The organism is Streptomyces sp. NRRL F-5727, from assembly GCF_000719555.1.
Classification (GTDB): domain Bacteria; phylum Actinomycetota; class Actinomycetes; order Streptomycetales; family Streptomycetaceae; genus Streptomyces.
The window spans coordinates 16,860-29,137 of record NZ_JOGX01000079.1; the positions used below are offsets into that span (position 1 = coordinate 16,860).

The 12,278-nt window shown below is 73.9% G+C and carries 13 protein-coding genes; 2 read left to right on the forward strand and 11 right to left on the reverse strand.

Going from position 1 to position 12,278, the window contains the following annotated elements; all coding sequences use genetic code 11:
• Positions 1 to 77 precede the first annotated feature (77 nt).
• Positions 78 to 1,547 carry a PLP-dependent aminotransferase family protein gene (locus tag IF73_RS0133225; RefSeq protein WP_031014311.1) on the reverse strand — a complete coding sequence of 490 codons (1,470 nt, stop codon included), beginning with the start codon at positions 1,545 to 1,547 and terminating at the stop codon, positions 78 to 80.
• 133 nt (positions 1,548 to 1,680) lie between these two features.
• On the opposite strand from IF73_RS0133225, the gene IF73_RS41285 reads away from it, so the two are divergent.
• Positions 1,681 to 1,836 (forward strand): hypothetical protein, encoded by a 156-nt coding sequence (locus IF73_RS41285; RefSeq protein ID WP_158822216.1) that lies wholly within the window; start codon positions 1,681 to 1,683, stop codon positions 1,834 to 1,836.
• 13 nt (positions 1,837 to 1,849) lie between these two features.
• Here IF73_RS41285 and IF73_RS0133235 read toward each other — a convergent pair whose 3' ends face one another.
• Complete coding sequence (locus IF73_RS0133235; protein ID WP_420706601.1) at positions 1,850 to 3,307, reverse strand: DUF6777 domain-containing protein; 1,458 nt, start codon at positions 3,305 to 3,307, stop codon at positions 1,850 to 1,852.
• Positions 3,308 to 3,423: 116 nt separating this feature from the next.
• A complete protein-coding gene (locus tag IF73_RS0133240; RefSeq protein WP_031014315.1) occupies positions 3,424 to 3,819 on the reverse strand; it encodes an SHOCT domain-containing protein in 396 nt (131 codons plus the stop codon).
• Between the two features lie 123 nt (positions 3,820 to 3,942).
• Between IF73_RS0133240 and IF73_RS0133245 the strand changes: the two genes are divergently transcribed.
• Entirely contained in the window at positions 3,943 to 5,508 is a 1,566-nt protein-coding gene (locus IF73_RS0133245; RefSeq protein ID WP_031014317.1) for a phytoene desaturase family protein, read from the forward strand.
• A 78-nt stretch (positions 5,509 to 5,586) separates the two neighbouring features.
• Here the strand turns inward: IF73_RS0133245 and ehuA are convergent, their stop codons facing one another.
• Genes ehuA through ectA form a run of 8 tightly spaced genes read right to left on the reverse strand, consistent with a single transcriptional unit; the run spans position 5,587 to position 11,869 of the window.
• Positions 5,587 to 6,396, reverse strand: a complete 810-nt coding sequence (ehuA, locus tag IF73_RS0133250; protein ID WP_051717561.1) for an ectoine/hydroxyectoine ABC transporter ATP-binding protein EhuA — start codon at positions 6,394 to 6,396, stop codon at positions 5,587 to 5,589.
• Positions 6,386 to 7,021, reverse strand: coding sequence for an ectoine/hydroxyectoine ABC transporter permease subunit EhuD (ehuD, locus tag IF73_RS0133255; RefSeq protein ID WP_031014321.1), 636 nt, complete (start codon positions 7,019 to 7,021; stop codon positions 6,386 to 6,388). The genes ehuA and ehuD overlap by 11 nt, the downstream gene beginning before the upstream one ends.
• A complete protein-coding gene (gene ehuC / locus IF73_RS0133260) occupies positions 7,021 to 7,698 on the reverse strand; it encodes an ectoine/hydroxyectoine ABC transporter permease subunit EhuC (protein ID WP_031014323.1) in 678 nt (225 codons plus the stop codon). The genes ehuD and ehuC overlap by 1 nt, the downstream gene beginning before the upstream one ends.
• Before the next feature lie 11 nt (positions 7,699 to 7,709).
• Positions 7,710 to 8,606 (reverse strand): ectoine/hydroxyectoine ABC transporter substrate-binding protein EhuB, encoded by an 897-nt coding sequence (ehuB, locus tag IF73_RS0133265; protein WP_031014324.1) that lies wholly within the window; start codon positions 8,604 to 8,606, stop codon positions 7,710 to 7,712.
• 27 nt (positions 8,607 to 8,633) lie between these two features.
• The gene (gene thpD / locus IF73_RS0133270; protein ID WP_031014326.1) at positions 8,634 to 9,533 is read right to left on the reverse strand and encodes an ectoine hydroxylase; all 900 of its coding nucleotides are present in this window, start codon (positions 9,531 to 9,533) and stop codon (positions 8,634 to 8,636) included.
• 49 nt (positions 9,534 to 9,582) lie between these two features.
• The gene (locus IF73_RS0133275) at positions 9,583 to 9,987 is read right to left on the reverse strand and encodes an ectoine synthase (RefSeq protein ID WP_031014328.1); all 405 of its coding nucleotides are present in this window, start codon (positions 9,985 to 9,987) and stop codon (positions 9,583 to 9,585) included.
• Between the two features lie 24 nt (positions 9,988 to 10,011).
• Entirely contained in the window at positions 10,012 to 11,268 is a 1,257-nt protein-coding gene (gene ectB, locus IF73_RS0133280) for a diaminobutyrate--2-oxoglutarate transaminase (protein ID WP_031014330.1), read from the reverse strand.
• Positions 11,269 to 11,320: 52 nt separating this feature from the next.
• The gene (gene ectA, locus IF73_RS0133285; RefSeq protein WP_051717563.1) at positions 11,321 to 11,869 is read right to left on the reverse strand and encodes a diaminobutyrate acetyltransferase; all 549 of its coding nucleotides are present in this window, start codon (positions 11,867 to 11,869) and stop codon (positions 11,321 to 11,323) included.
• Between the last annotated feature and the right edge of the window lie 409 nt (positions 11,870 to 12,278).

Consider the following 12,278-nt stretch of genomic DNA (forward strand, 5'->3'; position numbering starts at 1 on the left):
CGGGCGCCCCGCCCCGGCCGCCTGCCACCCCACCCGCCCCGGCCGCCTGCCACGCCACCCGCCCCGGCCGCCCGGTGCTACGCCACCCACTCCGGCAGCGCCGGATCCGCGAACCGTCCCGGTGCCCCCTCCAGGGCCGCCGCCAGCCGTTCCGCCGCCGTCTCGTAGACCTCCTCCGGGAGGGTGTACGGGATCCGCAGCCGGTGTTCGTGCGTCCCGGGATCCACCCCGAACCGGGCCCCGCCCTCCACCCGCACGCCGTGCCGCAGCGCCCGCGCCGCCAGCTGCGTCGCCACCGGCCGCCCGAGGTCGATCCAGAGGCACATCCCGCCCGGCGGCACCGTCCACCGCCACTCCGGCAGATGCCGGGCCAGCGCGAGACCCAGCGCCTCCCGGTTCCGCCGCAGCTCCGCCACGCGCGCGTGGACGACGGACTCCAGCCGCCGCATCAGCGCCACCGCCACCAGCTGGTCCAGCACCGAACCCGCCAGGTCGGCCGTGACCCGGGTCCGGGTCAGCTCCGTCACCACCCGCGCCGACGCCCGCACCCAGCCGACCCGCAGCCCGCCCCAGCAGCTCTTGCTCAGCGAGCCCACCGACACGATCTGCTCGCCGCCGCCGATCCCGGCCGCCGCCGCGAACGGCGCCGGGGCGGGCACGTCCAGCGCCATGTCGGTGAGCGTCTCGTCCACCACCAGCCACGTCCCCGTCGCCCGCGCCGCCCGCGCCAGCTCCCGGCCCTGCTCGCGCGGCATCAGCCGCCCCGTCGGGTTGTGGAAGTCCGGGATGAGGTACGCCAGCCGCGGCGCGGTCTGCCGCAGCGCCGCGTCCACCAGCCCGGTGTCCCAGCCGTGCTCGGTCACCGGCACCGGCGTCACCCGCATCCCGCGGCCCCGCATCGCGTCGAGGGCGTTGGTGTACGAGGGGTTCTCCGCCAGCACCCGGTCGCCCGGCCGCCCGAACTGCGCGAGCACCAGCGACAGCGCCTGCTGCGCGCCGGTCGTCACCAGGATCTGCTCGGGCCGGGTCGGCAGGCCCCGCGAGGTGTACCGCTCCGCCACCGCGGCCCGCAGCTCCGGCAGGCCGTACGGGTGATAGCCCGGCGCGGTGGCGAACCGCGGCAGCTCGGCCGCGGCCTCCGCCAGCGCCTCCGCCAGCTCGGCCCCCGGCGCGTGCGGCGCGGCCAGGGCCAGGTCGATCGCCTCGTCCGTCGGAGCCGGGTAGGGCCCCAGCGAGGTCGGCGCCTGCCCGTCCGGCAGCGCCGTCCAGGTGCCCGCGCCCCGCCGGCTGTGCGCGTACCCGCTCTCGCGCAGCAGGTCGTACGCCCCCGTCACCGTCGTCCGGCTCACCTCCAGGACCTGCGCGAGCTCCCGCTCGGCGGGCAGCCGCAGCCGCAGCGCCACCCGCCCGTCGAGCAGCGCCTCCCGCACCGCCCGCGCCAGCTCGCGGTAGCCGAACCGGCCCTCCGGCGGCGGCGTGAGCAGCGAGGCCAGCTGCCGCCCCGACAAGGTGCGGTCCGCGGTGTGGACCACACGACCCTCTGCCATGCCAATCACTCCTCATTGGCTCTGCTGTCCAGGCCAATAAGGCTACAGACTCTCCGTCAGTGGCCTGGTGGCGAGGCCGGAGACGGTCCACCACCGGCCACTTTCCGACAGGCCGACCGAGAGGGGCACCACGATGACCACGCACTTCACCGACCGCGACGAGCGCCTGTGGCAGCGGTACGCGGAGGACTCCGCCCGACCGCTGCCGGTGGGGACCTGGCTGCGCACCCTGCGCGCCACGCTCAGGACCCGGCGGCCCGCCTCCCGGTCCACGGAGGAGGCCACGTGACCGGCGAGGAGCCTCAGGCCACGGGCTGACGCTCGGGGCCGGGGGCCGGCAGGGAGGCCGTACCCGAGCTGGACGCGGAGCCGGACGGGCTCAGCGGCGACAGACCGGAGGACGAACTGGCCGACGCGGAACGCCCGTCCGTGCCGTCGGTGGTGGTGTCCACCACGTCGGACGGCGTGTCCGTGTCCGGCGGCGAGTCCGGCGGCGAGTCCGACGGACTGTCGGAAGGCGAGTCGGAGGGGGAGTCCGACGGGGTGTCGGACGGCGACGACGAGTCCGTCGACGGGCTCGGCGTGGGCGTCGTCACCGTCGGCGAGAGCGTGGACGGGCACGGGGACGGCGTCACGCCGCCGCTCGGCGTCGGCGTCTCGTCGCCGGTCACCGTCACGCACGGCGCCGGCGAGGTCGGGGTGACCGACGGCGACGTGGACGACGTGGACGGGGACGGCGACGTCGTGGTCGGCGTCGGCCGGGGCGGCGGCGGGGTCGGCTTGTCGTGCCGGCCGGTGTCGCCGTGCTTCCGCGCGAACCAGGCGCCGTCGTCGGGGTCGTACACGACGAACACGTTCACCACCGTCACCGACGGCGCCACCACCACGACCTGGGAGGCGTTGTAGCTCGGCCACGGGGTGCCGGTCGTGCGCGGTTCCTTCTGCGCCACCGGCTCGGTCAGCGGATTGCCGCAGGCGCACCGCACCCGGGGCACGCCCCGGCCGTCGACGAGGACCGCGGTCCCCGCCTGGAGGACCGCCTGGTACGGGGTGGCGGCGCCCGACGTGTAGCCGTGGTTGGTCACCCGGGTGTCGACCCGGAGCTGGAGCGGCGTCAGGGAGCGGAGGTACCCCGGCACGGCGTCCGCCTCCAGGCCGAGGACCTGCGCGAAGGCGGCGTTCTTGGCGGGTTCGGCCGCGAGGTAGCGGACCTGCCGCTCGACGTCGCAGCTCGCCGACGCGCGCGTGCCGCCGTACAGGCCGGGCGTGGAGCCCGAGACCCGCGGTGTGGCGGTCTCGGCCGTGCCGGTCCGCGGCGGCAGGGAGGCCGCCCCGGACGCGCTGTCCGTGCGGGCGGTGGAGGCCGTGAAGGGGTCGGGGCCGGAGGCGGAGGTGTTCTGCAGGAAGACCTCCCCGCTGCCGCCGGACCCGGCGGTGTCGCCCTTGTCGTCCGACCGGCCGACGAGGAGCACGGTGAGCGCGGCGGCCGCGACGACGACGGCGGTGAGCGAGGCGACCTTCGGCACCGACCGCCACCACGGCGTCCCGCCGCCCTTCCCGCCACCGGGGCCGCCCGCGCCCTCACCCCCGCCTCCGCCGCCTCCACCGCCGCCGCCGTCGTGCGGCGGCTCGGGCGGGGACGGGGGACCGGCGACTCCGGGGCGGGTGGCCTGGCCGGAGAGCGGCCCCGAGGGCGGTCCGGTGGGCGGACCGGTGGGAGGGACCGACGGGGGGCCGGAAGGCGGCGGTGGGGAAGTCACGTTATGTCCCTTTCTTCCGTTCGGCGCCATTCTCTGCGCCGAACGCTCACCCCGCACCCGCACCCGCGCCCCCACCCGCGGACTCGCTCGGTCCGCGCATGCTCCACCGTGCGGGTTCAGGCGAGCAGCTTCGCCTTGGCGCGCTCGTACTCGGCGTCGGTGAGGGCGCCCTTCTCCTTCAGCTCGGCGAGCCGGGCGAGTTCCGTCGCGGCGCCGCCTTCGCCGGAGGTGCCGGCGGCCTTGCGGACGTACTCCTGGAACGCGGCCTCGGACTCCTTGGCCTGCTTTACGTCGCGTCGGGTCATGCCGGTGCCGCGCGCGATGACGTACACGAGCACGCCGAGGAAGGGCAGCAGGATGCAGAAGGCCAGCCAGCCCGCCTTGCCCCAGCCGCTCAGCTCGTGGTCCCGGAAGATGTCGGTGACGATCCTGAACAACAGGAAGAACCACATGATCCAGAGGAAGAACCAGCACATGGTCCAGAACACGTTCAGCAGCGGATAGTCGTCCATGGCTCCTCCGGCTTACCTCGACCAGATGTCCGTTTCCGGAAGTATCAGATGATCTGGGGTGCCGTGCGAGTCGGGCCGGATCCGGCCTCTGGTCGAGCCACCGGTGCCGTGCTACGAAGAGGCATGCCAGCAGCTCTGCAGTTCTCCCGGGACGTGTACGACGCCGTCGTCGTCGGCGGAGGCCACAACGGCCTCGTCGCCGCCGCCTATCTGGCCCGCGCGGGCCGCTCCGTCCTCGTCCTGGAACGGCTCGGGCGCACCGGGGGAGCGGCGATCTCCACCCGGCCGTTCGCCGGGGTCGACGCCCGTCTCTCCCGCTACTCGTACCTGGTGTCCCTGCTGCCCGACACGATCGTCCGCGAGCTGGGACTGCGCTTCGCCGTGCGGAAGCGGACCGTCTCCTCGTACACGCCGACCGTGCGCGGCGGGCGGCCCACCGGGCTGCTGGTCGGCGCGGACCGCACCCGTGACTCCTTCGCGGCGCTGACCGGATCGGACCGCGAGTACGCGGCGTGGGAGGCGTTCTACGGCCGGATCCGGACGGCGGCCGAACGGATCTTCCCGACCCTGACCGGGCCGCTGCCGAGCCGGGCCGAACTGCGGGCCAGGGTCGGCGACGAGGCCACCTGGCGGATGCTGTTCGAGGAGCCGATCGGTACCGCGATCGAGCGGCACTTCGCCGACGACCTGGTCCGCGGGGTCGTCCTGACCGACGCCCTCATCGGCACCTTCGCCGGCGCCCACGACCCGTCCCTGGCGCAGAACCGCTGCTTCCTCTACCACGTCGTCGGCGGCGGCACCGGCGACTGGGACGTGCCCGTGGGCGGCATGGGCGCCCTGACCGACGCCCTCGCGGACGCGGCGCGCGGCGCGGGCGCGGAGCTCGTCACCGGCCACGAGGCGATCCGGATCGACACGGACGGCACCACCGCGGAGGTCGCCTTCCGCACCCGGGACGGCGAGGGGACGGTCGCCGCCCGCCGGGTGCTCGTGAACGCCTCGCCGCAGGCCCTCGCCGGCCTCCTCGGCGAGACGCCCCCCGCCCCGGCGGAGGGCTCCCAGCTCAAGGTCAACATGCTGCTGCGCCGTCTGCCGCGGCTTCGCGACCGGGCCGTCGACCCCCGGCAGGCGTTCTCCGGGACCTTCCATGTCGCGGAGGGGTACACCCAGTTGGAGACCGCCCACGCGCAGGCCGCGTCCGGCAGACTCCCCGCCGCGCCGCCGTCGGAGATCTACTGCCACTCCCTGACCGACCCGTCGATCCTCGGCCCCGAACTCGCCGCCCGGGGCTACCAGACCCTGACCCTCTTCGGCCTGCACACCCCGGCCCGGCTCTTCCCCGCCGGCGACGCCCACGACGCGACCCGCGACGCCCTCCTCAAGGCCACCCTCGCCGAACTCGACGCCCACCTCGACGAGCCGATCGCCGACTGCCTGGCGGTCGACGAGGACGGACGGCCCTGCATCGAGGCCAAGACCCCGCTGGACCTGGAGCGCGACCTGCGGCTCCCGGGCGGTCACATCTTCCACCGCGACCTGTCCTTCCCGTACGCCGACGGCACGACGGGACGCTGGGGAGTGGAGACCGCCCACCCGAACGTGCTGCTGTGCGGCGCGGGGGCGGTCCGCGGCGGCGGGGTCAGCGGCATCCCGGGGCACAACGCGGCGATGGCGGCGCTCGGCCGCTGACGGACGTCGGGTCAGGACGGCTCGGGTCAGGACCCGCCGTCCTGCCCCGTCGCCCTGACCCCCGGCCGCGGGGGCCCGTCACCTGATCGAGCGGAGGAAGGCGCGGGTCCGTTCGTGTCGCGGTGCGTCGAGGAGGTCGGCCGCGGGGCCGGATTCGAGGACGCGGCCGCGGTCGAACATCAGGACGCGGTCGGAGACGTCCCGGGCGAAGCCCATCTCGTGGGTGACGCAGAGCATCGTGATGTCGGTGCCGGCGGCGACGTCCCGCAGTACGTCCAGGACCTCCGCGACCAGCTCCGGGTCGAGCGCCGACGTCACCTCGTCCAGGAGGAGGAGGTCCGGGCGCATCGCCAGGGCCCGGGCGATGGCGACGCGCTGCTGCTGGCCGCCGGAGAGCCGGGTGGGGTGGGCGTCCTCCCTGCCGTCGAGCCCGACGAGGCCCAGGAGGTCCCGGGCGCGGGCGGCGGCCTCGTCCCCGTCGAGGCCCAGGACGTGCCGGGGGGCCTCCATGACGTTCGCGAGGACGCTCATGTGCGGGAAGAGGTTGAACTGCTGGAACACCATCCCGATGCGCCGGCGGCGCGGGGCGAGATGGCGCTCGTCCGCCGGCACGAGGGCGCCACCGCGGCCGGACGGCATGTGCGAGAACGGCTCCCCGTCCACATGGATCACGCCGTCCGTGACCCGTTCCAGGGTCATCAGCAGCCGCAGGATGGTGGTCTTCCCCGAGCCGCTCGGCCCGATCAGGGTGACGCGCTCGCCGGCCGCGACCGCGAGGTCGAGCCCGTCGAGGACGGTGTGGTCCCCGAACCGTTTCGTCACCCCCGCGAACCGGACCTTCTCGGCGGCCTTCACGGAGACGGCCCCGGATGTGTGTTCAGTGGGCAAGGCGGGCCTCCAGTCGGCGGACGAGCAGGGACGTCGGCCAGCTCGCCAGCAGGAACACGGCGGCGGCCAGGGTGAAGCTCTCCAGATAGGCGAAGTGGGTGCTGCCGAAGGTGCTCGCCTCGCGGACCATCTCGTCCACCGTGACGACCGAGAGGAACGGCGTCTCCTTGAACATCGAGATCGCGTAGTTCCCGAGCGACGGCAGCACCTTCCGCACGGCCTGCGGCAGGATCACCGCCCGCCACACCCGCCGCCGCGGCAGGGACAGCGCCGTGCACGCCTCCCACTGCCCCTTCGGCACGGCGTCGATGCCGGCGCGGTACACCTCGGACAGGTACGTGGCGTAGTGCAGGCCCAGGACCAGGACGCCGAGCGTCAGCGCGTCCAGGCCCGGCACCAGCACCCAGGCGGCGAACAGCTGCACCATCACCGGCGTCGAGCGCACGAACGCGGCCAGCGCGCCCACGGGCAGCGCGATCCACCGGACGCCGGACCGCTGGAGCACGGCGAGGCCGAGCCCGGCGACCACGGCCACGGCGAAGCCGAGCACCGTGGCGAGCAGGGTGACGCCGAAGCCGGACAGCACGACGGGCAGCGCGGCGCGCGCCGCGTCCATGTCCCACATCACGCCCCACCGCCCGTGACGCCGAGCCGCGCCTTCGCCCGGCGCTCCAGCGCGTTCATGCCCGCCCCCAGGAGCGCGGCGACGCCGAAGTACACCAGGAGCAGCAGCAGATAGGCGGCGGCCGTGCCGCCCGTCGCGGCGCGCAACTGGTCGACCTGGAAGGTGAGATCGGCGACGGTGACCAGGGACAGCAGCGGTGTCGCCTTGAGCAGCTGGATCAGCAGGTTCTTGAACGGCGGGATCATCAGCGCGTACGCCTGCGGCAGCACGATCCGCCGCAGGCGCAGCCCCGGTCCCATGCCCAGCGCGATCGCCGCCTCGGTCTGCGCGGCGGGGACGGCGGCGATCGCGCCCCGCACCACCTCGGCGCCGTACGCCCCGTAGTTGAGGCCGAAGGCGAGCACCCCGCAGGCCATCGGCTCCAGGCGGAAGCCGAGCATCGGCAGCGCGAAGAACAGCCAGAACAGCTGCACGTACAGCGAGGTGCCGCGCAGGAACTCGACGACGGCACGGGCGCCGCCGCGGACGAGGAGGAGGCGCGAGCGGGCGGCCAGGCCCAGGGCGAAGGCGACGAGCAGCGCGAGCGCCGCGCCGAGCCCGGTGGCCTCCAGGGTCACCAGGAGCCCTTCGCCGATCGCCGGGAGGGACCGGCCCAGTTCGGAGAGGAAGACGGCCATGCCGGAGCCCGTCACCCCGCGCACAGGTCCGCGGTGCGCAGGGTGCGCGGCGGCACCTCGCGCTCGGTGAAGCCGTATCTGCCGATCAGGCGCACGTACCGGGCCGGGTCGCCGGTGATCCGGGCGAGCTCGGTGTCGAACGCCTTCCGCAGCGAGACGGCGCCGGTCCGGAAGACGGCGCCGCCGGGGCTGTACCGCTTCACCCCGTCGACCTCCGGCACGAACGGCTCCAGGACCTCCACGGCCGCGTCCCCGTTGGTGCGGGCGAGCCAGCGCAGCGAGATGCCGGTGAGGGCGAAGGCGTCGATCCGGCCGGCGAGCAGGGCGTCGAGGCCGTCCTGCTGTCGGGCCACCGCCAGCACGGAGCCGTCCGGGACGCCCGCCGCCTTCGCGTACGAGGTCTCCACGGCGGCGGTCAGCACGCCGACGCGCACCCCCTTCCGTGCCGCGCACGACTCCAGATCGCTCAGGCCCCGCGGGTTCCCCCGGCGGACCATCAGCGCGGTGGGGGAGACGAACTCGGGCTCGGAGAAGGCGACTTTGGCGCACCGCTCGGGGGTGATGGCCATGCCCGCGCTGACCACGTCGAACCGGCCGGCCAGCAGGCCCGGGATGAGGGAGCCGAACTCGGTGAGGGTGGGCCGGAGTTCGGGGACGCCGAGGGCGGTGAAGATCTCCCGGTGCAAGGTGGGCGCCTCCCCGGCGAGTTCGCCGCCGTCCTGGAAGCCGTACGGGGCCTCGCCGGCGAAGCCGACCCGGACGTGGCCCTGCTTCCGCAGCCGCTCCAGCAGGTCCGCGTCGTCGGCGGGGGCGCCGGTGCCGGCCTCCGTCCGGCTGCACGCGGTGAGCAGGCCGGGCACGGCGACGGCCCCGACGAGGAGGTGTCTGCGGGAGAGATGCGGGGTCATGTGCGTCCTTTCGCAGGGGGAGGGGGGTCAGCCGATCGGGGTGGTGTCCCGGGCGGCGATGAACGAGGGCCGCCGGACCGGCGCGGCGAACGGCAGCTCCGGCGCGTTCTCGACGCTGTTGTAGACGAGGAAGACGTTGCTGCGGGGGAAGGGGGTGATGTTGTCGCCGGAGCCGTGCAGGGCGTTGCAGTCGAACCAGACGGCCGACCCGGCGTCGCCGGTGAAGTGCTCGATCCCGCACGCCTCGGCGAAGGTCGTGAGCGCCTTGGGCGAGGGGATGCCGGCGTCCTGCATGCGCAGCGACCGCTTGTAGTTGTCCTTCGGGGTCGCGCCGGCGCAGCCGAGGAAGGTGCGGTGCGAGCCCGGCATGATCATGAGGCTGCCGTTGGTGGTGTAGTTCGGGGTCAGCGCGATCGACACCGACACGGCCCGCATCAGGGGCAGTCCGTCCTCGGCGTGCCAGGTCTCGAAGTCGGAGTGCCAGTAGAAGCCGCTGGCGCCGAAGCCGGGCTTGACGTTGATCCGGGACTGGTGGACGTAGACGTCGGAGCCGAGGATCTGCCGCGCCCGGTCCACCAGCCGCGGGTCGGCGGCGAGCCGGGCGAACACCTCGCTGATCCGGTGCACTTCGAAGACCGACCGGATCTCCTGGGAGCGGGGTTCGACGATCGCCCGCTCGTCGTCGCGGAGCCGGGGGTCGGTGACCAGCCGGTCGAGTTCGGCGCGGAGTCCGGTCACCTCGTCGGGGGTGACGAGGGCGTCCACGGCGAAGAACCCGTTGCGCTCGTACTCCTCCAGCTCGCGCGGCCAGAAGGGGCCGGGCGTGTTCGGTTCGGACCAGACGACGGGCTCCTTGCGGTAGACGAGGGCCTCCTCGGTGCCGCGGGTGGGGTACGGATCGACGGGGCGGGCGGGAGCGGTGGTCATCGCGGTGCTGGGCCTTTCTCGTACGTACGGGGGCGGGGCTGTCGGGGGTTCAGGCGTCGCCGGGCTCGGTGAGCAGCGGATAGACGCCGTTCTCGTCGTGGTCCTCGCGGCCGGTGACCGGCGGGTTGAAGACGCACAGGCAGCGGAAGTCGGTCTTCACCCGGAGGGTGTGCCGCTCGTGGCCGTCGAGGAGGTACATGGTCCCGGGGACGATCCGGTACGTCGTCCCGGTCTCGTGGTCGGTGAGTTCGGCCTCGCCGGCGGTGCAGACGACGGCCTCGACGTGGTTGGCGTACCACATGGCGGTCTCGGTCCCGGCGTACAGGACGGTCTCGTGGAGGGAGAAGCCGACGCGCTCGCGGGCGAGGACGATGCGCTTGCTCTCCCAGGTGCCGGAGGCGGCGCGCACGTGCCGCTCCGTGTTCTCCAGCTCGGCGAAGGTGCGGACGATCATGACGGGGGCCTTCCGTGCGGGGGTTCAGGCGGTGTGGCGGACGGCGCGGGCGAGGATGCCGAGGCCCTCGTGCAGTTCGTCGTCGGTGACGGTCAGCGGGGGCAGCAGCTTGACGACCTCGTCGCCCGGGCCGGACGTCTCCACCAGGAGGCCGAGTTCGAAGGCGCGCCGGCAGACGGCCCGGGCCCGCTCGCCGTCCGCGAACTCCAGTCCCCAGACGAGCCCGCGGCCGCGGGGAGCGGTTCCGTCGCCGAGCTCGCCGAGCGCGGCCTCGACGGTGGCGGCCCGCCGGAGGGTGCGGTCGCGGAGGGTGGTGTCGCGCCAGTAGGTGTCGAGGGCGGCGGTGGCGGTGACGAAGGCGGGGTTGTTGCCGCGGAAGGTGCCGTTGTGCTCGCCGGGCTCCCAGACGTCGAGTTCGTCGCGGAACAGGCAGAGGGACATGGGCAGTCCGTAGCCGCTGATGGACTTGGAGAGGGTGACGACGTCCGGGGTGATGCCGGCCTCCTCGAAGGAGAAGAAGTCGCCGGTGCGGCCGCAGCCCATCTGGATGTCGTCGACGATGAGGAGCATGTCCCGGCGGCGGCACAGGTCGGCGAGGCCGCGCAGCCACTCGGCGCGGGCCGCGTTGACGCCGCCCTCGCCCTGGACCGTCTCGACGATGACGGCGGCCGGGTGGTCGAGGCCGGAGCCGGAGTCCTCCAGGAGCCGTTCGAACCAGAGGAAGTCCGGGACCCGGCCGCCGAGGTAGTGGTCGTACGGCATCTGCGCGGTGTGGCTCAGCGGCACGCCGGCCCCGGCGCGCTTGCCGGCGTTGCCGGTCAGCGCGAGCGAGCCCAGGGACATGCCGTGGAAGGCGTTGGTGAAGGAGACGACGGTCGTCCGGCCGGTGACCTTGCGGGCGAGCTTCAGGGCCGCCTCGACGGCGTTGGTGCCGGTGGGGCCCGGGAACATCACCTTGTAGGGGAGGCCGCGGGGGGCGAGGACGGTCTCGCGGAACGTCTCCAGGAACCGCCGTTTGGCCGTGGTCGACATGTCGAGGCCGTGGGTGATGCCGTCGCCGCCGAGGTAGTCGAGGAGCGGGCGCTTGAGGGCGGGGTTGTTGTGGCCGTAGTTGAGCGAGCCGGCGCCGGCGAAGAAGTCGAGGAAGGGGCGGCCGTGCTCGTCGAACAGCCGGCTGCCCGTGGCGCGTTCGAAGACGGTGGGCCAGGAGCGGCAGTAGCTGCGTACCTCCGATTCGACGGTCTCGAAGACGGTGGGTTCGGCGGCGGCGATGAGCGTCATGCGGGACTCCAGTACGTGGGGGAGCAGGGCGGCGGGCGGGCGGTCGGCGGTCTCAGAAGGCCAGCGGCGCGATGCGGTGCAGCACTTCCGCCTCGTGGCCGGGCGCGGGGAAGGCGGCGGACGGGAAGAGGACCGTCCGGCGCACGCGGGCCCCGTGGCGCCGGGCGTAGGCGTCGAAGAGGCGTTCCGAGGCCAGGTTGCCGGGGGTGATGGTGGTCTCGACGGCGTCGAGCGGACCCGCGCCGGCGACCCGCTCGGTGAGGTGGTCGAGGAGCGTCCCGGCGATGCCGAGCCCGCGGTGGGCGGCGTCGACGGCGACCTGCCAGACCAGCAGCGTCCCCGGCGCGTCGGGACGGAGGTAGCCGGTCACGAAGCCCAGCGGCCGTCCGTCCGCGTCGCGGGCGACGGCCGACGTCTCGGCGAAGTCGCGGCACCACAGGAGGTAGCTGTAGGAGGAGTTGACGTCCAGGGTCCCGGACTCCCGCGCGAGCCGCCAGAGTTGGGCGCCGTCGCCGGTCCGGGGACGCCCGACGGTCCATTCCCGGGCGGAGACCGGCGCTGCGTCCCGGACGTGTTCCGGTGCTGTGTGAGCTGTGGTCATGGGCGCCGAAGTTACCCAGCGCAGCGGCGAACTTCCTGGCCCTGAGGGGTTCCGGAATGATCAGATCCGTGTTATGTCCCGGCGGCGACGGACCGACTGTCGGACGATCATCCCGAGAATTGCGGGGGTGCATAGCGTATGAAATCGGGACAGAAGTTCTGTTTATAACGACGAGATAACACCTTCGATCCGTGCCGCGGGGCCGTCGGAGCGTTACCGGATCGCCGGTCAGGAGCCCGTTTGGCGGCGCCGGAACCGGTTAGGGATGCCTCCTATGGGATCGTGTTCACACAGTGTCACCAGCGCGGGTCCGGACGCCCGCCGGCCGTCCGGACGGCCGTCATCCGCAGGCGGAGCCGCCCGCGCCGGACTAGCGTGGGCAGCGTGAGCAGTCGGCTCCCCCACCCCC